Source organism: Kitasatospora sp. RG8 (assembly GCF_017813315.1).
GTDB lineage: Bacteria > Actinomycetota > Actinomycetes > Streptomycetales > Streptomycetaceae > Kitasatospora.
In genome coordinates, this window is sequence record NZ_JAGIYX010000016.1 from 18,002 (window position 1) to 41,335 (window position 23,334).

The 23,334-nt window shown below is 71.7% G+C and carries 26 protein-coding genes and 1 tRNA gene; 7 read left to right on the top strand and 20 right to left on the bottom strand.

What is annotated here, in order from left to right:
* The first annotated feature begins 149 nt into the window (after window positions 1-149).
* On the top strand, window positions 150-1,076 hold the full coding sequence (locus J5Y04_RS22955) for a LysR family transcriptional regulator (protein ID WP_209413982.1): 927 nt from the start codon (window positions 150-152) through the stop codon (window positions 1,074-1,076).
* Window positions 1,077-1,130: 54 nt separating this feature from the next.
* Here J5Y04_RS22955 and mug read toward each other — a convergent pair whose 3' ends face one another.
* The 4 genes from mug to J5Y04_RS22975 form a co-directional block, all read right to left on the bottom strand.
* Window positions 1,131-1,682, bottom strand: coding sequence for a G/U mismatch-specific DNA glycosylase (gene mug, locus J5Y04_RS22960; protein WP_307853252.1), 552 nt, complete (start codon window positions 1,680-1,682; stop codon window positions 1,131-1,133).
* A 30-nt stretch (window positions 1,683-1,712) separates the two neighbouring features.
* A complete protein-coding gene (locus tag J5Y04_RS22965; RefSeq protein WP_209413983.1) occupies window positions 1,713-2,744 on the bottom strand; it encodes a phosphatase PAP2 family protein in 1,032 nt (343 codons plus the stop codon).
* A gap of 85 nt (window positions 2,745-2,829) precedes the next feature.
* Window positions 2,830-3,948, bottom strand: coding sequence for an aminopeptidase P family protein (locus tag J5Y04_RS22970; RefSeq protein ID WP_209413984.1), 1,119 nt, complete (start codon window positions 3,946-3,948; stop codon window positions 2,830-2,832).
* 73 nt (window positions 3,949-4,021) lie between these two features.
* Entirely contained in the window at window positions 4,022-5,383 is a 1,362-nt protein-coding gene (locus J5Y04_RS22975) for a dipeptidase (RefSeq protein WP_374106081.1), read from the bottom strand.
* 59 nt (window positions 5,384-5,442) lie between these two features.
* Here J5Y04_RS22975 and J5Y04_RS22980 point away from each other — a divergent pair, with 59 nt between their 5' ends.
* Window positions 5,443-5,688, top strand: coding sequence for a hypothetical protein (locus tag J5Y04_RS22980; RefSeq protein ID WP_209413985.1), 246 nt, complete (start codon window positions 5,443-5,445; stop codon window positions 5,686-5,688).
* Window positions 5,689-6,271: 583 nt separating this feature from the next.
* Here the strand turns inward: J5Y04_RS22980 and J5Y04_RS22985 are convergent.
* Window positions 6,272-7,582, bottom strand: coding sequence for an MFS transporter (locus J5Y04_RS22985; RefSeq protein WP_209413986.1), 1,311 nt, complete (start codon window positions 7,580-7,582; stop codon window positions 6,272-6,274).
* 113 nt (window positions 7,583-7,695) lie between these two features.
* On the opposite strand from J5Y04_RS22985, the gene J5Y04_RS22990 reads away from it, so the two are divergent.
* On the top strand, window positions 7,696-8,490 hold the full coding sequence (locus tag J5Y04_RS22990) for a helix-turn-helix domain-containing protein (protein ID WP_209413987.1): 795 nt from the start codon (window positions 7,696-7,698) through the stop codon (window positions 8,488-8,490).
* Window positions 8,491-8,531: 41 nt separating this feature from the next.
* Complete coding sequence (locus tag J5Y04_RS22995) at window positions 8,532-9,023, top strand: hypothetical protein (protein ID WP_209413988.1); 492 nt, start codon at window positions 8,532-8,534, stop codon at window positions 9,021-9,023.
* Window positions 9,024-9,172: 149 nt separating this feature from the next.
* Here the strand turns inward: J5Y04_RS22995 and J5Y04_RS23000 are convergent, their stop codons facing one another.
* Both J5Y04_RS23000 and J5Y04_RS23005 read right to left on the bottom strand, forming a co-directional pair.
* A complete protein-coding gene (locus J5Y04_RS23000) occupies window positions 9,173-10,033 on the bottom strand; it encodes a hypothetical protein (RefSeq protein WP_209413989.1) in 861 nt (286 codons plus the stop codon).
* A gap of 182 nt (window positions 10,034-10,215) precedes the next feature.
* Entirely contained in the window at window positions 10,216-10,704 is a 489-nt protein-coding gene (locus J5Y04_RS23005; protein WP_209413990.1) for a YajQ family cyclic di-GMP-binding protein, read from the bottom strand.
* 216 nt (window positions 10,705-10,920) lie between these two features.
* On the opposite strand from J5Y04_RS23005, the gene J5Y04_RS23010 reads away from it, so the two are divergent.
* A tRNA-Tyr gene (locus J5Y04_RS23010) sits at window positions 10,921-11,001 on the top strand.
* 164 nt (window positions 11,002-11,165) lie between these two features.
* Here J5Y04_RS23010 and J5Y04_RS23015 read toward each other — a convergent pair.
* From J5Y04_RS23015 to J5Y04_RS23065, 12 genes are all read right to left on the bottom strand, one after another.
* Complete coding sequence (locus J5Y04_RS23015) at window positions 11,166-12,566, bottom strand: site-specific integrase (protein WP_209413991.1); 1,401 nt, start codon at window positions 12,564-12,566, stop codon at window positions 11,166-11,168.
* Window positions 12,566-12,751, bottom strand: a complete 186-nt coding sequence (locus J5Y04_RS23020; RefSeq protein ID WP_209413992.1) for an AlpA family transcriptional regulator — start codon at window positions 12,749-12,751, stop codon at window positions 12,566-12,568. The genes J5Y04_RS23015 and J5Y04_RS23020 overlap by 1 nt, the downstream gene beginning before the upstream one ends.
* Before the next feature lie 256 nt (window positions 12,752-13,007).
* A complete protein-coding gene (locus J5Y04_RS23025; RefSeq protein WP_209413993.1) occupies window positions 13,008-14,984 on the bottom strand; it encodes a YfjI family protein in 1,977 nt (658 codons plus the stop codon).
* Entirely contained in the window at window positions 14,981-15,268 is a 288-nt protein-coding gene (locus J5Y04_RS23030; RefSeq protein ID WP_209413994.1) for a hypothetical protein, read from the bottom strand. The genes J5Y04_RS23025 and J5Y04_RS23030 overlap by 4 nt, the downstream gene beginning before the upstream one ends.
* 107 nt (window positions 15,269-15,375) lie before the next feature.
* On the bottom strand, window positions 15,376-16,239 hold the full coding sequence (locus J5Y04_RS23035) for a hypothetical protein (RefSeq protein WP_209413995.1): 864 nt from the start codon (window positions 16,237-16,239) through the stop codon (window positions 15,376-15,378).
* On the bottom strand, window positions 16,239-16,661 hold the full coding sequence (locus J5Y04_RS23040; protein WP_209413996.1) for a hypothetical protein: 423 nt from the start codon (window positions 16,659-16,661) through the stop codon (window positions 16,239-16,241). The genes J5Y04_RS23035 and J5Y04_RS23040 overlap by 1 nt, the downstream gene beginning before the upstream one ends.
* A gap of 21 nt (window positions 16,662-16,682) precedes the next feature.
* Window positions 16,683-17,327: a hypothetical protein gene (locus tag J5Y04_RS23045; protein WP_209413997.1), complete on the bottom strand. Its 645-nt coding sequence runs from the start codon at window positions 17,325-17,327 to the stop codon at window positions 16,683-16,685.
* A gap of 137 nt (window positions 17,328-17,464) precedes the next feature.
* Window positions 17,465-17,638 carry a hypothetical protein gene (locus J5Y04_RS23050; protein WP_209413998.1) on the bottom strand — a complete coding sequence of 58 codons (174 nt, stop codon included), beginning with the start codon at window positions 17,636-17,638 and terminating at the stop codon, window positions 17,465-17,467.
* Window positions 17,638-17,883 (bottom strand): hypothetical protein, encoded by a 246-nt coding sequence (locus J5Y04_RS23055; RefSeq protein WP_209413999.1) that lies wholly within the window; start codon window positions 17,881-17,883, stop codon window positions 17,638-17,640. Before J5Y04_RS23055 ends, J5Y04_RS23050 begins: the two co-directional genes overlap by 1 nt.
* The gene (locus tag J5Y04_RS42955; protein ID WP_256463542.1) at window positions 17,880-18,002 is read right to left on the bottom strand and encodes a hypothetical protein; all 123 of its coding nucleotides are present in this window, start codon (window positions 18,000-18,002) and stop codon (window positions 17,880-17,882) included. Before J5Y04_RS42955 ends, J5Y04_RS23055 begins: the two co-directional genes overlap by 4 nt.
* Before the next feature lie 72 nt (window positions 18,003-18,074).
* Window positions 18,075-19,346, bottom strand: a complete 1,272-nt coding sequence (locus tag J5Y04_RS23060; protein WP_209414000.1) for a hypothetical protein — start codon at window positions 19,344-19,346, stop codon at window positions 18,075-18,077.
* Window positions 19,343-19,624, bottom strand: coding sequence for a hypothetical protein (locus J5Y04_RS23065; protein WP_307853254.1), 282 nt, complete (start codon window positions 19,622-19,624; stop codon window positions 19,343-19,345). Before J5Y04_RS23065 ends, J5Y04_RS23060 begins: the two co-directional genes overlap by 4 nt.
* 479 nt (window positions 19,625-20,103) lie before the next feature.
* On the opposite strand from J5Y04_RS23065, the gene J5Y04_RS23070 reads away from it, so the two are divergent.
* Both J5Y04_RS23070 and J5Y04_RS23075 read left to right on the top strand, forming a co-directional pair.
* Window positions 20,104-20,952, top strand: coding sequence for a GntR family transcriptional regulator (locus J5Y04_RS23070; RefSeq protein ID WP_209414001.1), 849 nt, complete (start codon window positions 20,104-20,106; stop codon window positions 20,950-20,952).
* Complete coding sequence (locus J5Y04_RS23075) at window positions 20,949-21,635, top strand: HAD family hydrolase (RefSeq protein ID WP_209414002.1); 687 nt, start codon at window positions 20,949-20,951, stop codon at window positions 21,633-21,635. Before J5Y04_RS23070 ends, J5Y04_RS23075 begins: the two co-directional genes overlap by 4 nt.
* Before the next feature lie 60 nt (window positions 21,636-21,695).
* Here the strand turns inward: J5Y04_RS23075 and J5Y04_RS23080 are convergent, their stop codons facing one another.
* Entirely contained in the window at window positions 21,696-22,994 is a 1,299-nt protein-coding gene (locus tag J5Y04_RS23080) for a PIN-like domain-containing protein (RefSeq protein WP_209414003.1), read from the bottom strand.
* Window positions 22,995-23,334: the final 340 nt, after the last annotated feature.

A 23,334-nucleotide genomic window follows, 5' to 3' on the forward strand; every position in this document is an offset into this window, starting at 1 on the left:
CCGTGCGGTGCTGCGTCCGGTGTGACCTGCGGAGTGCGGGCCGGGACGTGATCACCGTAGGGAGGGCGGGGGAGGGCCGGGCAGGGGTCCGCGTCGATGGAACGGCCGGTTCCATGAGCAGGATCGATGGATGCCGGTAGATTCGGCCCATGAACCACGTGCCGGGCCACACCCCCGACCTCGCCCCGCAGGAGCTGCGCATCCTGGTCGCCGTCGAGGGGGAGGGCAGCTTCACGGCGGCCGCGGCACGCCTCGGCACGACCCAGTCCGCCGTCTCGCACGCCGTGCGCACCTGCGAACGGAAGCTCGGCGCGGTGCTCTTCGACCGCGGCCGCAACGGCGCGCGCCCCACGGAGGCCGGCGCGCGGGCCGTCGCCTACGCCCGGCGGATCCTGCGGCTGCTGGAGGCGATGGGCCCCGAGGTGCGGGGCGCCGGCGCCGGGGACGCGGCGGGAGCGGTGGCCGGGCCGCTGCGGATCGCCGCCTTCCGCAGCGTCGCCGCCCACCTGCTGCCGCCCGTCCTCGCCCGGCTGACCGCCCGCCACCCCGGGCTGACCCCGCAGGTCCGGATCGTCCGCGAGATCGGCCGGGGCACGGCCGGCGAGGTCGCCGACGGCCACGCGGACCTCGGGCTCGCCACCCTGAACACCGACGGTCCGCCGCCCGTCCCCGGGCTGGTCGCGGTGCGCCTCTTCGAGGAGGAGTACGCGCTCGCGCACCCGGCCGGCCACCCGGCGCCGCGCGGGCTCCCGCTGGTCGACTGGGACGAGAACTGCGGTTCCTACACCCGCAGTTGGTGGGACGGGCAGGACTGGATCCCGCCCGCGACCATCAACGTCGAGGACGACACGGTCGCCGTGTCGCTCGTCTCGCAGGGGCTGGGGATGGCGATCATGCCCCGGAGCGCCCTGCTGGGCGCCCCGCCCGGCCTGGCCGTCACCGGCCTCGGCCCGCAGCCGCCCCGCCGCTCCGTCGGCTACGTGACCACGCCGGAGCTGGCGGGGACGGCGCCGGTGCGGGCGTTGATCCGTGAACTTCGGTCGCTGGCCCTGCCGGAGGGGCTGGCGGCGGCCTGAGGGAAGCGGAGGAGCGGGGCCCGGACGCGCGGCGGCCGGCCGGCCGGCGGGAGGCTACTCCACCGCCGCCCGCAGCCGCCCGAACTCCTCCGCCAGCCCGTCCAGCGTGTAGTGCGCGTTGAGACCGCTCGGGTTGGGCAGCACCCAGACCTCGGTCTCCCCGATGCCCTCCTCCTGCCGCCCCACGGCCGCCGTCCGCCGCCCGAAGGCCGTCCGGTACGCGCCGATGCCCAGCACGGCCAGGACGCGCGGGCGCAGCCGCAGGACCCGCCCGGTGAGCGCGGCGCCGCCCTCGCGCAGTTCGTCGGCGGTGAGTTCGTCCGCCTTGGCCGTGGCGCGCGGGGCGACGTTGGTGATGCCGAGGCCCAGGCCGAGCAACTCCTCCTGCTCGTCCGGGCGGAGCAGCCGCGGGGTGAAGCCGGAGCGGTGCAGGGCCGGCCAGAAGCGGTTCCCGGGCCGGGCGAAGTGGTGGCCGGTGGCGCCGGACCAGAGCCCCGGGTTGATCCCGCAGAAGAGCACCCGCAGCCCGGGGGCGGCGACATCGGGGATGGTGGTGTCGCGGGCGGCGAGCAGCTGTTCGGCGGTGGGCTTCAGCGGAGTGGGCACCGCCCCAGTCTGGCCCACCGCCCGCCGGCGCTACGGACGCCCCCGCAGTCCGGCCCGCGGCTGCGCCCGCAGGCCTGCCCTCAGCCGCGCCTGCCGCCGCTCCCGCAGCCACCGCGCACCGAAGACCACGGCGGCCGCGTACGCCCAGCCCGCGAAGATGTCGACGATGAAGTGCTCCGCGCCGTACACCAGGGTGAACGCCATCGCGAGCGGGTACGCGACGAGCAGGGCCCGCAGCCACCGGGTGGACGTCGGCCAGAAGAAGAAGAGCAGCATCGCCGGGTAGGCGGAGTGCAGCGAGGGCATCGCGGCGACGTCGTTGGCGAACCGGCTGCCGTTCTCGAAGATCGACCCGGCCCGCTGGAGCCCGCTCTCGTTGAGGACGTCCGACACCACCCGGGTGAGCGCCGGCATGTGGCCCTCCTGGGAGGTGAGCCACGGCGGGTCGGCGGGGAAGAGGAGGTACGTCGCGAAGCCGGCGAAGGTCAGCACGAGGTAGCAGGTGAGCAGCTGCCGGAACCGGTCGTGGCGGCGCCGCCAGAGCACGGCCAGCACCACGAAGACCATGAAGAAGTGCGACATGTAGACGGTGACCGCCGCGTAGTCGTACCAGTGCGGCGAGCCGGGGGTGTAGAGCCCGTACTGGAGGCGGACCGTCCAGGTCTCACCGAGGCCGAGCAGCTCGTCGGCGCGCAGCTGCGGCCGCCAGTGCGGGGCCCACGGGGTGTGCGCGCCGTAGCCCCGCAGTAGCGAGTACGCCCAGACGGCGGCCATCACCGGGACCCAGTCGCGCAGCACCAGCAGGAAGCCGCGCCGCCCGTGGCCGCTGTGCACGGCGGCGGCCAGCAGCGCGCCGATCAGCCAGCAGAACACCACGTCGTTGGAGTACGGCAGTCCGTTGACCCGCACGTACCAGACCAGCGCGAGGAGGTAGAGCGGCCACGCCAGCAGCCTGAGCCGGGCCGGCACGCTGGCGCGCGAACCGGTCAGTGGCCGGGACACCGGGCGCAGCCGCCCGGCGCTCGGGGGCGGGGTCGGCGCCGGGCGGAGCAGTTTGGTCATGCCGGTCGAAGCTAGCAAGGCATTCTTGGAGGACTCTTTATGCGCGCCGTCCGACCGTTCAGAAAAGACTCAGGGACGGCGGGCGTCAGGAGACGATGCCGAGTTCGTGCGGCGTGTTGTTGAACCGCCGCCCGCCCTGCTCGGTCACCGTCACGATGTCCTCGATCCGCACCCCGAACCGGCCGGGCAGGTAGACGCCGGGCTCGATCGAGAAGCACATGCCGGGGACGAGCGGCTGCTCCTCGCCCTCGACCAGGTACGGCGGCTCGTGCGTGGTGATGCCGATGCCGTGGCCGGTGCGGTGGATGAAGTACTCGCCGTAGCCGGCGTCGGTGATCACGCGGCGGGCGATCCGGTCGATCTCCTGGCAGGTCACCCCGGGCCGGACGGCCTCGAACGCGGTCTGCTGCGCCCGCCGGACGATGTCGTGCACCTTCTGCACCTCGTCCGGGACGTCCGCGCCGACGTGCACGGTGCGGGTGGTGTCCGAGCCGTAGCCGTCCTTGAGGCCGCCGAAGTCGAGCACCACGGTGTCGCCGGGCCGGATGACCCGGTCGCCGGCCTCGTGGTGCGGGTTGGCGCCGTTGGGGCCGGAGCCGACCACGGTGAAGTCGACCTGGCTGTGCCCGTACTGGATGAGCAGTGCGCTGAGGTCGGCCGCCACGTCGGTCTCCCGTCGGCCGGCGAAGCCGACCTCCAGGATGCCCCGGTAGGCGGCGTCGGCCGCGCCGCCGGCCGCGGCCAGGCGCTCCAGCTCGTCGGTGCCCTTGACCGCCCGCAGCATCGGCAGCGCCTCGGTGAGCGAGGTCCAGCCGGTGCCGGGCAGGGCGGCCTGGAGGCCCAGCAGGTGCATCGCCCAGGCGTTGTCGGAGATGCCGTACCGGCCCGCGGGGTCGAGCAGCGGGGCGGTGACGGCGTACGGGTCCTCGCCGTCGGTCCAGTCGACCAGGTCCAGGGCGGGGGCGCCGGCCGCCTTCTCGGCGTCCGGACGCTCCAGCCTGGGGACGACCAGGGCGGGTGCGCGGCCGGCGGAGAGGACGAGGGCGGTCAGCCGCTCGGTGATCGCGGTGGGCTGGTAGCCGCAGAGGTAGACCAGGTCGGGGCCGGGGGCGACGACCAGGCCGGTGAGCCCGGCGGTGGAGGCGTCGGCGGTGGCCCGGGCGAGCCGGGCGGTGTAGTCGTCGGTGGTGAACGGTCGTGGCACGGGGATCTCCCGCCTTCCTGTGTCGACGGCGCTCGGCCGGATGGATGTGGGTGCACCCGGTCCTGACGCCCTATCACGTCCCTGTTCGGTTGGCGTAGTGCCGGAGGAAGAGCGCCTCGACGTTGGCCATGTGCTCGATCTCGCCCGGGTCGACGCTCTCGTTGGGGGCGTGGATGAGGCAGCGCGGCTCCTCGACGCCCATCAGGATGATCTCCGCCTCGGGGAAGGTCCGGGCGAGGACGTTGCAGAGCGGGATCGAGCCGCCCTGTCCGAGGAAGGACATCGGCCTGCCGTAGACCTCCTGCATGGCCCTGTCGAGCGCGGTGTACGCCGGCCCGCCGGTGGCGGCCCGGAACGGGGAGCCGACGCTCTCCGGTTCGACGCCGACCCGCGCGCCCCACGGCACGGCCGCCTCCAGGTGCGCGGCGAGCGCGTTCTGCGCGGCGTGCGGGTCGGTGCCCGGTGGCACCCGCAGGCTCACCCGGGCGCGGGCGGTGGCGGGGATGGCGGCGGCCGAGCCGACCACCGGCGGGCAGTCGATGCCGAGCACGGTGACGGCGGGGCGGGCCCAGAGCCGGTCGGCGACGGTGCCGGAGCCGGTGAGCCGGACGCCGTCGAGCACGCCCGCGTCGGTGCGGAACTGCTGCTCGTCGTAGCCGACGCCGCTCCAGGCGCCCTCGCAGTCGAGCCCGTCGATCCGGGTGCCGCCGTCGGTGTCGCGCAGTGAGTCGAGGGCGCGGATCAGGGCCGCCAGCGCGTCCGGGGCCGGGCCGCCGAACATGCCGGAGTGCATGTCGCCGTGCAGCGTGGACACGGTGACGACGAGGTTGGCGAGGCCGCGCAGCGAGGTGGTGGCGGTGGGCACGCCGACGGCCGCGTTGCCGGTGTCGCAGATCAGCAGGGCGTCGGCGTGGAGTTCGCCGGCGTGTGGGGACACGTACTCCTCCAGGCCGCCGGTGCCCTGCTCCTCCGAGCCCTCGGCGACGAACTTGATGCCGACCGGGACGTCGTCACCGAGCGCCCGCAGCGCGGTGAGGTGCATGACGATGTTGCCCTTGCAGTCGGCGGTGCCGCGCCCGTACCAGCGGCCGTCGCGTTCGGTGAGCTCGAACGGCGGGGACGTCCAGGCGGAGTCGTCGAGGGGCGGCTGGACGTCGTAGTGGCAGTAGAGCAGGACGGTCGGCGCGCCGGGCGGGGGCGGGCGGTGGCCGATCACGGCGTGGCTGCCGTCCGGGGTCTCCTCCAGGTGGACGTCGCGCAGGCCGGCCTCGGCGAAGGCGGCGGCGACCCACTCGGCGGCCTCGCGGCACTTCTCCGGCGGGTACTGGCGGGGGTCGGCAACGGACGGGATGGCGACCAGTTCGGCCAGGTCGGCCTTGGCCCGGGGCATCAGGCCGGCGATCCGGCGGGCGATTTCGTCGGTCATGTCGGTCATGGGGGCGGCTCCTGGTCGGAAGGGCGGCGCTGGGTCGGTTGCGGACGGTGTTGCCGAGCTTGAGGTCGTCGAGCCTCTCCTTGAGGTCGGCGAGCTTCTCCGGGCAGTGGACGGAGAGCACGACCGCCTCGGCGAACACCACCTCGCGGTCGGAGAGCACCGGCCGCCGGCCGGGGCCGCCGACGCCGTTGGACATGCCGTACTTCCACTGCGCCTGGGTCAGCGCGTGGGAGGGGTTCTCGCAGACGGCGCCGCCGTCCTCGCCCAGGATGTGGACGATCTGGCTCTGGCCGGGCACCGGGTAGCCGGCCGCCCGCAGCGCGTCGGAGAGCTGGGCGGCCTTCCGGTCGGCCTCGTTGGTCGAGTGCCGGGCGGCCCCGCCCCGGCCCCCGCCCCGGCCGTCGTGCCGGCCCCCGCCCTGGCCGTCGTGCCGGCCGTCGTGCCGGCCGATCCGGAGCCGCCCGGACTGCCCCGGCCGGACGCGGGCAGATCCGCAGAACTCATGAGTCCTCCTCGGGTGCGGCCCCGCGCGCCCGCCCCGGGAGATCCCGGGGCGGGCTGTACACGGCCAGTTCACCCGGTTGCCCGTGGCGTCGCATGCGGCGTGCACCCGCACGGGTGAGCGGGTGTCAGGGGCGCGTGTCGGAGGTTTGGCTCCCGCGTGAGCGGGGGCCGGGTTGTGCGGGAGCCAGGCTGCGCGGTGCTGGGCAGTGCGGTGCTGGGCAGTGCGGTGCCGGGTTGCCCGGGACCGGTTTGTTCGGGGCCGGGTTGTTCGGGGTTGCCCGGGACCGGTTCCGGGGTTCGCGGCCGTCGGCGGGGGTGGCCCCGGGCGGGGTCCCGGGCGGGGTCCCGGGGGCGGGCGGCCCCGGGCGGTTGCACCCGGGCGGGTCAACTCTCGGCCGGCCAGGTCGCGCGGCGCAGCGTACGGCCGGCCGTCGCGGGCAGCAGGCAGGCGGCGAGCAACCCGGCGACCGTGGTCAGCGCGGCGGTGGGGGAGAAGTGGTCGAGGAGCAGTCCGCTGCCGAGCATTCCGGCCGGCATGCCGACGGTGAGCAGCGTCATGGTCGCGGCGACCACCCGCCCGCGGAGCTCGTCCGAGACCCGGCGGAACACCAGGAGGTCGATCATCACCCGCAGCGTCGGCGTCCCCAGCCCCACCAGGAACAGCGCGGCGAAGACGGTGGCGGCCCCGCCCGGCAGCAGCGGTGCCAGCGTCACCGGGACGCAGGTCCAGGCCACCGCCAGCAGCAGCACGCCCGGTCCGGCCAGCCGGTGCAGCCGGCCGACGAGGAACGCCCCCGCCAGCGCCCCCGCCGCCTCGCCCGCCAGGGCCAGGCCGATCCCGCCGCTGGAGGCGCCGTGGCCGCGCAGCTGGACGATCACCGGCAGCAGCATCGCGGCGCCGGCCAGGTTGGTCACGAAGATGACGGCGAGGGCGGGGCGCAGCACCGGGTCGGCGGCCAGGTGGCGGAAGCCGGCCAGGGCGCCGCCCCTGCTCCGCGGCTGCTGCTCCGCGGCCTTCGGCGGGCTCGGGAAGCGCACCGCCAGGGCGGCGGAGAGCGAGAGCAGCGTCGCCACCACGGTGCCGAGAAAGGGCACCGCCCGGCCGGCCCCGAACAGGTACCCCGCCAGTGGCGGCCCGATGAGCCCGGCGCCGCTCATCCGCGCCTCGTCCTGGGCGAGCGCCTGCCGCAGCTGCTCGGGCGGGACCACCGACCGCACCGCCAGCAGTCGGACCGGCCCGCTGTAAGCGATGGTGGCGCCGATGGCGACGGCGACCAGCAGGGTGTGCACGACGGTGAGCCGGTCCAGGGCCATCGCCAGCGGGACGCTCCCGGCGGCGAGCAGGCGGACGGAGTCCGCGGTGATCAGTACCCGGCGGCGGTCGTGCCGGTCGGCGACCGACCCGCCGTGCAGGCCGAACAGCACGGTGGCGCAGATCTGCAGCGCCCCGAACGCCCCGGCGAGCGTGGACGAGCCGGTGAGTGCGAGCAGCAGCAGCGGGTACGCGGTGTCGGCGACCTGCAGGCCGAGGGTGGCGGAGGCCTGGCCGGCCCAGAGCGCCTGGAACCGCCAGTTGCGGTACAGCGGGACGAGGGCGGGCGCCCGGCCCGCTTCCTCGTCCGTCGTCCCCGTTGCCGTCTCCCTTGCCGGCCCCGTTGTCGTCGCCGGTGCGGTCCCTGCTGTCGTTGCGTCCATGTCCACCCCTTGCGCTCGCGCAACCATTCACGTTCTCGTAAATGATTACCGAAGGGAGATTGGTCACGCAAGGGTGATTGCGAGGACGGGCGGCGGTCTGCCAGGGTGGGGCCGTGGCCGAGAACGTTGAACAGCAGGCCGGCGGGGCCGGCGAGCACACCGGCGAGCGTGCGGGTGGGTACGAGGGCGAGCGCGCGGGTGGGCGTCCGGGCGGGTACGCGGGTGACCAGGTGGGCGATCAGGCACGCGATCAGGGGGAGGGTCGCGCGGCCGACCGTGCCAGGGAGCGCCGGGTGGGCGACGCCGCCACCCTCAAGGCGTTGGCCGACCCGCTGCGCCTGGGCATCCTGGGCGCCCTGATGGGGGCCGACGGCGGTTCGCTCACCGCCAAGGAGATCGCGTCCGCCCTCGGCGAGCCGCAGACCAAGCTCTACCGTCACATCAAGCAGCTGGAGACCGTCGGACTGATCCGGGTCGCCGGCACCCGGCTCGTCTCCGGCATCGTCGAGAGCCGCTACGCCGCCGCGCAGGAGTCGCTCCGGCTCTCCTCGGAGATCTTCTCCGCGGACTCCCCGGACCGCTCCGAGGCGTACGGCGCGGTGCTCGCCGGGGTGGACCGGGTCCGCGGCGACTTCCAGGCCCAGGCGCAGGCGGGCCGGGTCGACTTCAGTGCCCCCAAGGACGGATCGGCCGGCCCGCCCAGCATGTTCGCCGACTTCTCGCTCCGGCTCAGCCCGGCCCGGCTGGTCCGCCTCCGTAGCCAGCTCGGAGAAATCTTCGACGAGTTGATGGCAGAGGGGCGGAGCGAGGCGAAGGACGCGGTGGACGTGACCGTCCTCACCCTGCTCTACGGCCTCCAGCCGGAGCATTCCTCCCGGGCCGATTCCCCTACAGGCACGGAATCATAAATGCCGGGCGCAGTGTCAGTGCCGTGGTTCAGGATGACTGAATGCCATACGAACTTCAGGCGCTGATCGGTCCGGCGGAGCTGCTCGCGGTGGCCGTGGCCGAGGTCCCGGCCGCCCACCTCAGCCCGCTGGCCCAGGGGCTGGCCCTGATCCCGGCTACCCCCGCCTTCCTGTCCGCGCTCCAACTCCGCGGCGGGGTGGGGGCTTCGGGCGGAAATGCCGGCTTCACGTGGTTCCCGGACGGGCTCGGGCTCCGGGTAGCCGCCTGGTCCAAGGCCGGCCCGATCGCCTGCGTCGAGGCCGACTACTTCGGCGGCGCCGGCACCCAGCGCGCCGCCGTCTGGTCCGACGGCCGGCTCGACCTCGGCCCGCTCACCAGTGGCGAGTTCGAGCCCTTCCCGCCCGAGGGCAGCCCGATATCCCGCGCCCTGCGCCGGATCGGCGCGCGCGTGCAGGGCGGCTGCGCCGACGAGTTCGAGTCCGTCGGCCTGCCCGCCCACTCCAGCACCGTCCGCTGGGTGACGCCCGGCTGAGCCCGTTCCGGGTCGCACCCGGCGTGTCGCCCGGGTGCTGTCCGGGTGTTGTCCGCGTGCTGTCCGGGTGTCGCCCGCCGCCCGGCCCGTTCGGCGTAGCCGCGGCGGCCGGGCCGACGGGGCGGCGGACGGCGTCTGCCGACGGAGCCTCAGGCCTGGCCGGTGAAGGACGCGCAGGCGGAGCAGCGGCGGACGGCGGCGCGGCCGGTGTTCCCCTCGGTGGCCTGTACGGGCCGGGCGCCGTCGATCAGCGTCCACAGGTCCGACGGAGGGCGGGGGATCCAGCCCCACCGCGGAGCGGCGACGTCCTGCTCGGCGACGTGGCCGCAGGCGCCGGGGCGATGGGCGTACCCGGTCGGGGAGATCAGGATGGCGTCCGGTCGGAAGCCCGTCCACGCCGTGCCGCCGGCCGAGGACGCCCCGGGGGCGCAGGCCGCGATCCGGTCCGCGAGGCCCTCGTAGCCGACGGGCTCGCCGCAGAGCCCCTGAACGGCGGTCATGCCCAGACTGGCCCGCCCGGTGGCCTCCACGGGGGTGCGGGAGGTGACGTAGAAGCGCCACTGGCCGACGTCGAGCGGGTCGTAGTCGGCGTGTGTCCGCGCGGTGTGGAGGGCGAAGACGTAGACGTCGGCGTTGTAGGACTGCTCCTCGGCGCCACCGTCCTCGGGGGACCAGGTGCGCCCGCGCAGCCGGGAGAAACGGATGTCCGACAGCCGGGCCTGTCCCCAGGCCTGGAGGTGGGCGCTGGTCTTGACCTCGATCCTGAGCCCGTCCGGCGTCAGGACGTCGAAGCTCTCCCACTCCGCGTTGCGCTCCACGGCGCCCACAGCCCGGTGGACCAGGAACTCGGCGAGCAGGCCGCGGGTGGTGTTGGTCCGCAGGTCGGGCATCGCGTAGCGCCAGAACTCCAGCACCGTCCCGGCGTCGGCGCCGCGGAAGACCTCGCCGCCCTCAAGCGGCGTCAGTTCGGCCGGGGTGTGCCGGCCGTCGGGGGTGGAGGGTGAGGACACCGCCCCAGCCTGTCACGGACCGCCCGGCGGCCGGGGGCACATCGGGGGCGGCACATCGGGGCGGCACATCGGGGAAGGGGCACATCGGGGGCGGCGGCCGAGGACTCCGGCGCCGCACCCCCGATGTGCCCCGTCATGCCATCGCGGGCCCGGCCTGCGCCCGCGCAGGCCGGGCCGCGTGACTAGCGGTAGTTCACGAACTGGAGCGCGAAGTCGAGGTCCTTGCCCTTGAGCAGGGCCTGAACGGTCTGCAGGTCGTCACGGCTCTTCGAGCTGACCCGCAGCTCGTCGCCCTGCACCTGGGCCTTCACGCCCTTGGGGCCCTCGTCACGGATGATCTTCGCGACCTTCTTGGCATCGTCCTGGGAGATGCCCTCCTTCACGTCCGCGAAGATCTTGTACTCCTTGCCGGACAGCTGCGGGTCCTTGGCGTCCAGGGCCTTCAGCGACAGACCGCGCTTGATGAACTTGCTCTGCAGCACGTCCAGCACGGCCTTCACGCGCTCCTCGCCGTTGGCCTTCATCTCGATCGTCTCGCCGGAGCGGCTGATCTCGGCGCCGACGTTCTTGAAGTCGAAGCGGGTGGCGATCTCACGGGAGGTCTGGTTGATCGCGTTGTCGACCTCCTGCCACTCGACCTTCGAGACGATGTCGAAACTGGAGTCGGCCATGGGTGTTGGTCTCCTTGATGCTCTGGCTTCACTGGCTCGGTCCGCCCCACGGGGCGTCCGCCGTCCCAGCCTATCCAGCCCCACCCCGCCCCCGCCCCCGACAGCCACGCCACAACCCTTGATCATCACGTGACCAATCGAGTGGCGAACCACCCCCCGGAATCAGGTATCGTTTACGGAGTCGAACGGGTCAAGCACCCGGGAGACACCAATCCTGGCTGGTTGCCCGAGCGGCCAAAGGGAGCAGACTGTAAATCTGTCGCGCAAGCTACGCAGGTTCGAACCCTGCACCAGCCACTGGATAGAAAACAGGCCCTGATCTGCGGAAACGCAGATCAGGGCCTGTTTTGTTGTGCTCGAACACCGGTCACGCCGGATGGCCGTTTTGCGCGGTTTGTCTCACCTCGCTTCGCTCGGATCCCAGTCCTGACCAGCGGTTCCGGACCAGTCGCGGACCAGGATCAGGAGCCGTCGGGCGCCGGCTGGGGAGCGGGCCGCCGCTGGAGCCGCTCGGTGATCAGCCGGTTGGCGTGGTCCTCGTCACCGTGGATGCACTTGGCGTAGACGCGGAGCAGGACGGCGATGCTGTGCCCCGCGCGTCGGGCGCACTCGGCCACCGGCACCCCGGAGGCCAGCCAGAGCGAGATCCCGGCGTGCCGGGCGTCGTACGGGCGCTTGGCGAGCGGGGTGGCCCGCTCCTCCTCGCTGAACACCTCGGCCCGCGCGGCGGCCCAGACGACGCCGTACCCGCTCTCCTGCACAATGCCGTTCCGGAAGGTCCGGAACAGGCGGCCGTCGGGCGCGGTGCCGTGCAGCTCGATGTGCTCCCGCAGCAGCTTCACCAGCTCGGGCGGGATCGGAACCGGCCGGGTGGCTTTCTCCGGCCGATGCTTCAGGCTGCGGGGATCGTGGGACGCGCCGCTGTCGGTCCAGGACGACCCGACGCGGGGGCTGTTCCCGTTGAGGTTGAGCCTCCCCCAGCCCTCCGCCGGCAGGACACACCGGTCCTTGCGCAGGTGCACCACCTCGCCTGGGCGCATGCCCGCGTAGTACATGCACCCGAAGAACGCCACCAGCCGCGGCCCGCGCCGCCCCTGCCGGCCGATGGCCTCCAGCATCGCGGCGGCCTGCTCGGGGCTCATGACGTACTCGGGATCGACCTCCTCCTCGGTCCGGGGCGGCTGCCACTGCACGGACGGCAGGGGGTTGGTGGTCAGCAGGCCGTCCTCGACGGCGCGGCCCAGGACGTGGTTCAGGATCCGGCGCTTCCGGAGCGTGGTGGAGGCCGCGGCCTTGGTGCCGTCCAGCCTCACCGAGAGGGCGGCGAGCAGGCGGCGGACCATCTTCGGGTCCGCCAGCTCGGACACGTCCACGGAGTTCCGCGCCACCCACACCAAGGCCTTGGCGACGTCGGCCGGCGGCTCCTCGGTCCACCGGTTCACGTTGAAGGCCCAGCCGTACAGCGCGCGCCGCACGAGCAGCTTGTCCGGCATCCCGGTCTTGCTCTTGACCAGCTCGAACGTGACGCTGGCCAGGGCGTCGGCCCACGTCGTTCGCGTCTTGGCCGGGGCGCCGTCCCATCGGGCCTCGACGTAGTTCCGTCCGTGCTGGTACCAGGTGACGGAGTTCTGCTCCTCCTGGCGCTTGCGAAGCTCCGCGAGCGGGAGACCCGTCTCGGTGTCGAAGGGTTGGTGAGAGGCCGCTGCGATGAGCAGTTCGGCCTTCCGGCCGTCCGCCTGGGTCTTCGTGAGGTAGGACTCGGAGAACTCCCGGCTGTTCACCGTCCACCGGACCATCCACGGCTTGCGGCGGTCAGGGCGGTGGCGGTGGTCCCAGAACGTGACCTTGTAGGAGGTGGGCATCAGGCGGCCACCTCGCAGGAGTCGAGCCACGCGTTCAGGTCGGCGCGGTCGACCCGGACCTGTCCGTTGGGGAGCTTGATGAGGCGCGGGCCCTTGCCCCGGGCGCGCATCCGGTAGAAGGCGGCACGGGACATGCCGAGTTCGGCGAGCACGACGGGGAGCTTGAGCAGTTCGCGCTTGGGCATGGCGAAGTCTCCTACTGTGGGTGCGGATGGTGGTTGCGGAGTGTTGCGAGCCCTCTCGCAGGCGGATTCGGAGGGCGGAAAGCGTCAGGGCTGTCAGGGGAACTCGCTGACCTGCCGATATGGCCCCTGTTGGGGCGTCAGGGATTGTCAGGGCTGTCAGGAGATCTCGGTTATCCCTGGCAGCCCTGACGTTCCCTGACAGGCCGTCCGGTGGCGCTTTGGGCTGGTCAGGGTTTTGTCCTGACATCCCTGACGGTTACCTGGTCGCGTCCGTGCCGGTGGGGGTGCTCACGACCGGGTGAACGCGGTAGGTGACGGCCTGGGGGCGCCCACGCTGGCCACTGGCGGGGGGTTGGTCGGAGCGGAGCCAGCCGTGCTGTTCGAGCAGCTGCAGGGCAGGCTCGACGTCGGCGACCTTCTTGAACCGGCGGCTGCTGGCGACGGCGTCGTGGGCCTTGATGTGGGTGCGGTGGGTGCCGTCCTTCTTCGGGCGCTGGAGCCACTGGAGGAGGGCGTGGGCGTCGTCGGTGGCGGGGTCGGCGGCGATGAGGTCGAAGACGGCGAGGGTATGGGCGGTGTAGTACTCGGCGATCTCGGCCGCGCGGTCGACGGTGGCCGGCTCGACGGGAGCGCGCCAGTCGCCGGCGACGCGGTCGGCGAGGTGGAGCAGGGTGGCGATGCGGGCGATGTGGCCGACGAGCTTGCCGGCCCAGTCCTTGATGTGGGCGAGCGGCTCGTCCGGGCGGAGCTGGACCTCGTACCGCTCCTGGAGCTTCTCGACGGCGAGATCGGCGGCCTCGGCCATCGTCACGGTGACCGGCTCGTCCAGGGACGTCAGGGCGCGCAACAGAGCGGACAGGCGGACGTCGTAGGTGGTTGCGACGGTGTCGGGGATGGGGGTGGTGCGGATCTTGCGGTAGCCGAGGTTGGAGGGCGGGAGGGAGTAGAGGAAGCGGGCGAGCAGGCCGCGGTCGCGGGCGCCGGGGGCGGCGCCGAGTTCCTGGAGGACGGCGGGCTGGGGGGTGACGCCGATGGTGAGGGCGGGCTTGTCGACGGTGGGCTGTTCGCGGGTGATGCGGTCGGTCTGGAGGCGCTCGCCCTTGTGGGCCTGGAGGAACACGCCCAGGTTGGGCTTGCTGCTGTAGCGGCCGGCGATGCTGTCGAACAGGTCGCCCTCCGGGCTCAGCGCGGCCAGGCAGCGGTGGACGCCGAGGTGGTGGGTGACGGTCTCGGGGGTGAGGTCCCCGGACATCGTCAGGCGCGGAGTGGGCGGGACGGTGATGTCGTCGGCGACCATCCGGGCGGCGGTGATCTCGGCGACCAGGTGCGTGCGGTCGAGGTCGGGGTTCTTGCGGGCCTTGTTCATGAGGGCCTCGACCTCGGCCAGGGCGGTCTCCTTGGCGGTCTGGGCCTCGATGATGGCCATCTTGGCGCCGGCCTGGAGCTCGTCCTCGACCCGGTAGACGGGTCCGGTCATGAACGCGAACACGTCGGACTTGCGGCTGGCCGGGGGCATCGCGCAGACCAGGTAGAGGTTGGACTGTTCGCGCCAGCCGGGCCGGATCTCGATGTTCACCCGGCCGCCGGCGGCGGTCGAGAGAGCGGCCAGGGCCATGGTGGCAGCCATGTCGGGCGGGGTCTGGGTGAACTCCGCGACCGCCTCCACGTACCCGCCCACCCAGGCCGGGAGGGCGTGGACGGGGAAGGTCGGCAGGGCGCCGTGTGAGCCGAGCGGGACGGGGTCGAGCCAGGTCTCCCCGGAGGCGAGGTCCGCGAGCGCGGCCAGGGCGGCGGTGCGGACATCGGCGAGGTCGGCGTGCTGGTCGCCGGCGAGGTGGGCGAGGCGGCTGGTGGCGGTGTTGATGCGGCGGCGCTCGGCACCGGCCCGGACGAGGTCGGCGTAGTACTCGCCGTTCGCGGCGGTGGGCGTGGCGGCGATGCACGTGTGCAGGTAGCCGGGCCCGCCGACCTTGTTCAGGTCGCCCTGGGCGTGCAGGACATCCGTCAGCAGCAGCGGGTCGACGGGACGCCCGGCCGCGCTCATGCGGGTGATGGTGCGCCAGATCGTCTCGTGCGCCGGGCGGTAGAACACACCGGGATCGCCGAGGAGTTCGGCGAGGTCGGGGATGCGGGTGGGGTCGAGCAGAGCGGCGCCGATGACGGCCTGCTCGGCGGTGAGGACCTCGGCGGGCTCCGGCCGGAACGGGATCACGTTGAGGGAGTTCTCGGTCACCGCTCGTCCTCGTTGGGGAGTTGGTGGTGGTCGAGCCAGGCGAACGCGGAGGTGGTCTGGGCGCGGTAGTAGACGTCGGTGGCGGCGCCGGGGACGCTGCCGGGGTGGACCCGGGGGTCGATGAGGCTGGCGTACAGGCGCGTGCCGTGGTGCACGCAGGCCTTGGCGGCGTCGCCGTGGCGGTCGAAGACGATCACGGCGTCATCCGGGCCCTCGCAGGGGCTGGCGTCGCCGAGGTGGGCGGCCTCGCAGCGGGGCTGCGGCGTGGTGATGTTTCCGGGCATGCTGGAGTCCTCTGGTCTCTGAGAGGGATCGGATTGGCCCCGCAGCAACCGCCCGTCACCCGGCAAGGTCGACGGTTGCTGCGGGGCTTCGTGCTGTGTCCAGGGGGTCATGCGGCGTCGGCGGTGTGGACGACGATCGTGCGGGCGGGGTTGTCAGGGTCGGCCTGTAGGACGAACCCCTCTCGGCCGGCGGGCTCGTCGGTGTTGTTGGCGTTGGCGTTGGCGCTGCGACCTGGGCCAACGTTGGCAACAACGCTGGGAGCGAGGGCCGGGGCGGAGGGGGAGGGGAGAGCGGGCACGTCCTGGTGGTGGACGCCGGGGCCGTTGCCGTCCGGGGTGCGCACTCCCTCGCGGACTGGGATGCCGGCCTCGGCGAGAAGGGCCCGGACAGCCTTGGTGGAGGGCTCCCAGCCGGGGTGATAGGGAGCCAGTTCGGCGGTGATGCGGGTGAGGAGGAGGGAGGTGCCACCGACGGTCCGGGAGGCAACCAGGCGGTGCACGTCGGCAGGAGTCGGACCGGTCGGCGCGGTGTCCTCGGGCTCGTCCTGGTCCTCCTCGGCGCCGCCATCAGGGGCGACGTCCGGGGCGCCGGCGGGGGGCTGCTCCGCCTGTTCCGGCGTGGTCTGACCGAGGGCCAGGGCGACGAGTACCCACAGGGTGAGCCCGCCGGCGACGACGACGGTGTGGCGGCCGTGGAGCATCGGCCAGGCGACGACGGCCGCGACCACGGTGCATCCGGCGGCGACCAGGACGGGGTGGGTGGGCCGCTCCCCCTTGAGCTCTTCGAGGGCCGCCGCGCGCTTCTCGGGTTCCTTGATCTCCCGGGCCTTGGCGCGGCGCTCCTGCCACGCGGCCAGGGCCTCGACGTGCTCGGCCTTGGCGTCCTGGTGCCGGGCCTTGAGCGGGGCCAGCATGCGCCGGTTGCCCCGGGAGAGCGCGGCCAGCGAGACGCCTTCGAGGTAGCGCTTCATCAGGCACCGACCATGGACTTGATCACCGAGCCGACCACGGTGAGGGGGAGCGCCCACAGTCCGCCGGCGGCGGCGTACACGCTCGGCACGGTGGCGCCGAGGATGCTGTCCAGGATCGGGCGGGGCTTGGTGCCGAACAGGATGAGCGTCAGGATCGCGGCGACGGCGCCGACGCCGACCGAGCCGAACGCGGCGGACTGGGAGGTGAAGGCGTGGGTGAATGCCTCCCCTACCTGGCCCGGGGCACTGAACGCCTGCCCGGCCCCGGCGGCGAAGATCCCGAAGAGGATCATCCACCACGCGGTGTGGCTGTCCTCGTGCTTCTCGGCCAGCTTGCCCTTGCCCCGATGGCCGATGATCACCCATACCGCGATGGCCAGGCACACGCCGCCGGACCCGAACGCGCCGAAGAGCTCGGTCATGGTGATGGACTCCCTTGTGTGTCAGTGGTGGTGGAAGAGGTGGCCGGTGTCGGCGGGCAAGCCATCGAGGTGGAGCAGGGAGGCGAGGACGGAGGAGACCGGCACGCGGGCCAGGACGACGGCGGAGATCGGGCGGGCGCCGCGCAGGCCGGACAGGCGCACGGCGTCGCGGACGCCGCCGCGCATGCGCAGGTCCAGCCAGTACGCGGCGGGCAGTGCGAACAGCCCGGTGACCAGGGGCGGCAGGGTGCTGACCCACTGGACCAGGCCGACCGAGTAGCCAGCGGATGCGGACAGGGCGGTGAGGACGCACCAGCGGCGGAAGCGGCGGGCGCGCTCCCCGGGGTCGGCCTTCCACAGCCGCGAGGCGGCGCGCTGGGCCCGGCGGTCCTCGATGCGGTGGCGGGCGGCACGCTGCCCGGGCTTCTCCCCCGCCGCGGCGCGGATCGCGTCGTTCTCGGCGCGCTCGCGCCGGCGCCGCTCCTCGGGGGTCTCGGTGATTCTGCGGCTCAGTTCGTCCATGGATGCGGCCAGCCGGGCCTGGGCGGCCTCGGCCGTGGTGATGCGCTCGGGTGTCCACACGGCGGCGGAGGTCTGGGACCACCAGGTGGTGGGCAGCCCGGTTGTGGGCGCGTAGTTCGGTGGCGGTGGCGGGGGCGTGGTCACCGGTTCTCCTCCCGGCGAAGGAGCCACACGGCGACACCAGCACCGACCGCGAGGATCGGGTAGAGCAGGCTCAGGAGCCAGTCCATGGCGAGTTCTCCAGGTAGGGGCCCGGCCGGGGAGGCCGGGCCCGGGGAGGGTCAGGAAGATCGCCGCGAGGCGTCCGGGGTATGCCGCCAGTTCGTGATGCTGCGGCTGGTGGGGAGCGCGTCGATCGCGGCGTTCCCGGCGCGGTCGGCCTTGCGGACGGCCTTCGCCCTGCGCTGCTGGCGGGACTGGGGCTGGGCGGACTGCTTCTTGCCGATGCCGAACATCAGGTGCCCTCCCCGATCCGGCCGACGAGGACGAACGGCTCTCCGTCCAGCTCGCAGAGCGCGCGGAACTCGGCGGGGCGCTCGCCGTCGGCGGAGGCGTCGGAGACCGTCAGGCGGCGGCACCAGGTCTCGCGGAGCAGGCCGGCGACCTCATCGATCGTCAGCGGCTCGGCGAGGCGGTAGGCGAGGCAGCCGTGGTCGAGGCGGGCGGTGCCCAGGCCGGGCACCTGCTTGAGCGTGTTCACCGGGCACCGCCCTTCGCGCCGACGAGACGGGTGAGCAGGCGAGCGGCGGCGCCGGCGGCGTGGGCGCGGTCCGCTTCGGTGATGGGCGGGATGGGGGATGCGATTCTGGTCAGGGTCATGACAGTTCCCTCAATGTGCGCGTGGTGGGGCGAATCTGGGGGAGGGGGGGTAGGTGTCCTCGCCGCGGACGCTCAGGCGGCGGTCGGCGGGTTGTTGCGCTCGGTGTCGACGTGGCGGCGCAGGCGCACGGCGTAGTCGTTGCGGCAGCCGAGGGCGTCGCGGACCTTCTTGGTGGTGAGCTCCTGGCCGCGCGAGGCGAGGTCGTCGGCCAGGACGCGAATCCTGGTGAGGTCGACCGGGTCGAGGAGGCGTTCCCCGGCGACGCCGGAAGCGTTCCCGACAGCCTCGTCCGTGCGGCCTGCCCTGGGCGCCTCGGAATCGGGTGCGGGTACGTATGACCCCGTTCCGTAAAGGGCTTCCAGGCTTTCGACCATGATCGGGGAAGCGTTCCGCAAGTCGTCGGGAACGGTGTCGAGGTAGACGCCGTCGGACGGCCCGGAGGGCAGCGGGAGGGTGAGGGCGGGGAACGGGTCGTCGGGCATTCCCGGCCACAGATCGGCGGGCGCCGGGAGCGTGCTCAGCTCCGCCACCCGGGCGCGGGCATTGAGCCGCTGGGCCAGCAGGTCGGCCGTCAGGCCGGGGACGGTGACGCCGTGGACGTACTCCCACGCGATCCGCCACGCTTCGTCGGCCAGCAGCTCGCCGAACGGGGCGGCGGACAGCAGGCGGTCGGCGACTTCCCGGACTTCGGGGTGGTGCTCGGAGCGGCGGCGGGCGTGCTCGGCCCGTTCCCTCGCCTGCTTCTTCTCGGCGGTGGTCGGGCCGCGGCCGCCGTGGGTCTGGAGGTCGGTCAGCCAGACGGCGCCGATGCTGGACAGGGCCAGCACGAACGCGACCCAGTGGTGCGCGGGGTACTGCTGCCAGCCGTGGGCGAAGTTGATGCCCCCGGCGACCGCGCCGGCCGCCCATGCGCCGAGTCGGTAGGTGCGGGTGGAGCGCTCGCCCTCGGCCTGGGCGCCCATAGCGACCAGCGCCCACGCGCCGCCCTCCAGCATCGCGGCCAGCAGCACCGCGAGCAGCAGGTACACCTCGGCGTGGTCGAGCGCGGCGACCTGAGACGCCACGGCCGGCACGATCGAGCAGGCCTGCACGAACCGGACGAACGCTCGCGAAGGGTTGGCCGTCACCCACCCGGTCGCCCGGCCGAGGCGCGCGGCTCGCGCCGCCCGTCGCCGGTCCCGGGCCTCCTCGGCGGCTCGCCGGTCGGATTCCCGCCGCTTGCGGGCCGCCTCGGCGTCCAGCCGGCTCTGCTCGCGCTCGTCCCGGCGGTCCGCTCGGGCGTCGGCGCGGTCGGCCTGACGGTCGGCCCGCCGCTCGGCGCGGTAGTCGCCCAGGCCGCTCACGCCGCCACCCGCTCGACGCTGGCGGTGCAACGGGCGACTACCGGACGCCGCAACGGCAGCACCGGCGCCATCCTCATCTGTTGCTCGGCGTAGGCAGCCAGCTCCGGGTCCTCCCGGCGCAGGTCCGCCAGCACCGCGTACGCCACGTCCAACCGGGCCTGGCGCTCGATCGCCGACTCGCCGACCACGCCGGCGAACAGCTCCTCGTCCACACCCAACGCCAGCTCCCCGAACTCCTCGGTGCCCAAGGCGTGTTGACCTGCAACAATCGACTTCACGGGTCTACCTCTTCCAGTGGGAGGTGGGCCCCAGGGGCTGCCGCGCGCCCGGCCAAGGAAAGCGCGGCGGCCCCGAATCCGGGGCCAGCTACTCGTCACGTCACGAGCAGCCATGACCCCCGACCCGCCGCAGGCGGCACGGATCAGGGACCAAAGACACTCGTTCGCTGAGACCGCGCCGGTCCGGGGCCGAGGAGCTCGGCGGTGAACTGGCGGGGGGCGTCTTTCAAGGCAGACGCGGACCTCTCGGTCCATGCCATCCGCATGCCAAGGCGCGGTCGACCTCGGCCCGATCTGCCCCGGGCCCCTTCGCCTATCCCCATAGGCGCATTCGTGCAGCTCAGAGCAGCCCAAAGAAGGCCCCTCTGTGTCGCCCCTGTCTCACTTGGTGCGGCACTCACAACATAGACAACCTGCTTAGGCAGGTCAAGAGAGTTGGGTTTCTCGCGCCTGTTGGGCACCTGCCCTAGCATTGGTCCATGGCCCTAGACCCGGATGACTCGCGCCCCCCGTATCAGCAGGTCAGCAGCACTCTGCGGGCCTCGATCCTCACGAAGAAGCCGGGCTTCGAGACCGGCGACAAGCTTCCTTCCGGCCCTGAGCTGGCGAAGCACTTCGGCGTGGCGCGCGGCACGGTGGACAAGGCGCTCGACCTGCTCCGCATCGAGGGGCTGATCGTGACCCGCCAGGGGAGCGGGTCCTTCGTCCGGGAGAGGACCTCTCGGCCGGTCGGGCTTCGGCCCCACCTTGAGGCGGCCTTCGAGCAGCAGCAGGTGACCCTCGACTTCGCTGGGTTCTCCAGCGAGACGCTGCACAACGCGCTCCAGGAGCCGCTCGACAAGGTTCGCTCCGGCCGCCTGGCGCCGGAGTCCATCACGATCCGGCTACTGCTGCCGGACACCACGGCGCCGATGGCCGTGCCGGTCCTGGTCGACGGGCTCCAGGACGAGGAAGCCCTCCGGCAGCGTGCGCGCAATATCGCGCTGACGAACGCCGGCGGGATCGCGCACTCGGTGGAGATGCTGGCTGAGCTGGGCTTGGTCCAGAAGGCGAGCGTGCAGGTCAAGGTGCACCGGGCGTCCAGCCTCTTCAAGCTGTACATCCTGAACCGCGCGGAGGCGTTCTTCGGCTTCTACCCGCTCCGCGAGCGCACGGTGACGATCGCGGACGCGGCCCACACCTTCTACGACGTGACCGGCAAGGACACCACCCTGTTCCACCACGCCGCCGGCCCGGATGACGCCTCGCTCGGGTCGCAGTACGTCCAGCAGGCCCAGATGTGGTTCGACAGCGTGTGGAGCACGATCGCCTACGAGCGGCAGTCATGATCGCGACGCCTCGGCAACTTGCTGACGTGCTGCGGCAGGTGAAGCACGTGCTGCTCGACTTCGACGGCCCTGTGTGCTCGGTCTTTGCCGGCCTCCCTGCTCCGGAGGTCGCTCGGCAACTCCGCGAGGGCCTGCTCACCGCTGGCGAGCAGGCCCCGGCTGGCGCGGAGGAGGAGACCGACCCGCTCGCCTTGCTCCGGCTGATCTCAGAAGCCCGACCCGAGCTCACGGAGAGCACGGACGCTGAGCTGGCTGCGCTGGAGACCGAAGCCGTTCGGGTAGCCCGCCCGACCCCGGGCGGAGAATCGGTCCTGCGTGCTGCTGCCCGCTCCGGTCGCCTCGTCTCCGTGGTCAGCAACAACGGGGGCGCGGCCATCACGGTCTACCTCGCCGAGCACGGCCTCAGCGGCTACGTGGCTGGTGTCTTCGGACGCGCCCCGGGCGACCCCTCCTCCATGAAGCCGAACCCACGCCTCCTGCTCGAAGCCATGGAGGCTGCGGGCACCAGGCCAGAGCAGTGCATCTTCATCGGCGACGCGGCCCGTGATGTTGAGGCTGGGAAAGCGGCCGGAATTCCTACGGTCGGCTATGCCAATAAACCTGGCAAGGAGGAAAAGCTGGCGGCGGCCGGTGCTATTGTGATAGTTGACTCAATGCAGGCATTGGCGAATGTTCTTATTTGACGTTAAAAGTTCTTGCATGCGAGTTGTGAGAGTGGCACCACTCGCGCCCAAGTGATATTTTTACGTCCACTTGTTGTTGAGGCGACTCTCCCTTGCTTCTTGAAGTGAGGCAAGGAAGCTCAAGTGAAATTCGCTTGACGGCATCGTCGCAGGATCCCAATGGATCCACTGGGGCTTTTGGCGGCGGTGTCCGCGCCATTCCGTGATGATTGCTGCGGCCTGAGCAGTGAGAGGAACATTGCTAATTACGATCGGCAATGCATGGAGGTTTGGCGGCAGGCTGTTGATCGTGCGCATGACGGTTGCTGCGCTCGCGACATGGCTTTGATATTTGATCACAATGGCAAAAGTCGTCGAATCAGCCGTCACAATTAGGTCAATCCCATTGTCCGTGTCAAGTCGCTGCACCATCGGCGCAAGGCCCTGCTCGTGGAGGCTGAGGATTTCACTCACCACGATGCTTTCGTAGTGCATTGTGGCCGCACGCGCGCTGTGGTGCTTTGTCTGCTTGATGGTCTCTTCCGAGACAGGCTTGGACAGGGCTTTCCCGGCGCGCCTCAGAAATCCGGAGAGAGGCTGTTGGTAGTAGGCCACCTCGGCAGTCGAGCGCATTTCTCGAACGAGCTCGGTTCGAGGGCCGATAGTCTGGCCGCTTTGGCGCCTGTACCAGTCTTCCTTGATATCGTCAGTCACTAGGAGAACTGGCCGTTGGGCCTCTTGCGCATGCTCAATTAGCTGGAGCCAGAGAATGGCATCGCCGTTTGCATTGACTCCCTTGTCCGCATCCTTGCCGCCCGGGGGGAGGCCGGACTTAATTCGCTCCTCGGCCAATGCATTGAGCTCTGCATGGCGGGTGGCATCTGGGCGCTCCCCGATCCTTCCGGAAAGGAGATATTCCCATCGATTGAGGACTGGGTCGATGCGAAGGGCTTCTTCGAGCTTTGAATCTCGCTGATTACTTAGTGATTTTACTTCTTCGATCAGATCATCCAGTCCGCGTGTGATCTTTTGTTGCTTTTCGGTGGTGACGATTGAGTGACCCTGGAGGGTCTTGATGTGGTCTTCCAGTGACTTCTTTGCCGCTATTAGTGGCGCTTCGAGTTTCTGGTAGACCTTATCCTCTCCTGCGAGTACGTTTGGCCGATTATTGAAGAACTCCCATGCGGCCTGATGGGGAATCCAGATTTGCTCAGCCAGGAACTCTAGGATTGAAAAGAGCTGCCCCCGGGCTTGGCTGTCCATTCTGTAGGGGGAGAGTAGGACGTTGGTGTCTAGCGATACCACTCCGTTGGATAGATATTCCAGATACTCCTCGTCGGACGGTGAGTAGTATTCGCTAAACTGTTCGCGCATCGTCATTCGGTCCCCTCCTGGATGCGGTATGCGCGGGATTCTACCGATAGTTGGGGCGGAAGTTGGCCTGTTGGGCCATGTTGATCGCGGGCCGCGCTCGACGGCGTTGACGCTTGGGCGCCAAGGTGGAGCGACCCAAGATGGCGAAGCGCAAGGAGCGGTGGCCGTGCTCTCAGTTGCGCTGCAATCGAATGGCTGCGCGGAGTGGTCATGAGTCGGGTTGGTGGGGGCTGCCGGACCATGATCCGGACCAGGCGCGGACCAGATCCGGTCCGTGATCAAGAGTCCGCAGGTCAGAACGCCCCTCGTCAGCGGCCTGTAAATCTGTCGCGCAAGCTACGCAGGT

Coding starts and splice junctions, on each gene's coding strand:
- J5Y04_RS23030 (WP_209413994.1), bottom strand. CDS start 15,268: ATGCCCGGAAACATCACCACGCCGCAGCCCCGCTGCGAGGCCGCCCAC.
- J5Y04_RS23005 (WP_209413990.1), bottom strand. CDS start 10,704: ATGGCCGACTCCAGTTTCGACATCGTCTCGAAGGTCGAGTGGCAGGAG.
- J5Y04_RS22975 (WP_374106081.1), bottom strand. CDS start 5,383: ATGACCGACATGACCGACGAAATCGCCCGCCGGATCGCCGGCCTGATG.
- J5Y04_RS23050 (WP_209413998.1), bottom strand. CDS start 17,638: ATGTTCGGCATCGGCAAGAAGCAGTCCGCCCAGCCCCAGTCCCGCCAG.
- J5Y04_RS22995 (WP_209413988.1), top strand. CDS start 8,532: ATGCCATACGAACTTCAGGCGCTGATCGGTCCGGCGGAGCTGCTCGCG.
- J5Y04_RS23080 (WP_209414003.1), bottom strand. CDS start 22,994: ATGACGATGCGCGAACAGTTTAGCGAATACTACTCACCGTCCGACGAG.
- J5Y04_RS23020 (WP_209413992.1), bottom strand. CDS start 12,751: ATGCCCAAGCGCGAACTGCTCAAGCTCCCCGTCGTGCTCGCCGAACTC.
- J5Y04_RS23070 (WP_209414001.1), top strand. CDS start 20,104: ATGGCCCTAGACCCGGATGACTCGCGCCCCCCGTATCAGCAGGTCAGC.
- J5Y04_RS22965 (WP_209413983.1), bottom strand. CDS start 2,744: ATGACCAAACTGCTCCGCCCGGCGCCGACCCCGCCCCCGAGCGCCGGG.
- J5Y04_RS23035 (WP_209413995.1), bottom strand. CDS start 16,239: ATGAAGCGCTACCTCGAAGGCGTCTCGCTGGCCGCGCTCTCCCGGGGC.
- J5Y04_RS42955 (WP_256463542.1), bottom strand. CDS start 18,002: ATGACCCTGACCAGAATCGCATCCCCCATCCCGCCCATCACCGAAGCG.
- J5Y04_RS23040 (WP_209413996.1), bottom strand. CDS start 16,661: ATGACCGAGCTCTTCGGCGCGTTCGGGTCCGGCGGCGTGTGCCTGGCC.
- J5Y04_RS22955 (WP_209413982.1), top strand. CDS start 150: ATGAACCACGTGCCGGGCCACACCCCCGACCTCGCCCCGCAGGAGCTG.
- J5Y04_RS23015 (WP_209413991.1), bottom strand. CDS start 12,566: ATGCCCACCTCCTACAAGGTCACGTTCTGGGACCACCGCCACCGCCCT.
- J5Y04_RS22985 (WP_209413986.1), bottom strand. CDS start 7,582: ATGGACGCAACGACAGCAGGGACCGCACCGGCGACGACAACGGGGCCG.
- J5Y04_RS23075 (WP_209414002.1), top strand. CDS start 20,949: ATGATCGCGACGCCTCGGCAACTTGCTGACGTGCTGCGGCAGGTGAAG.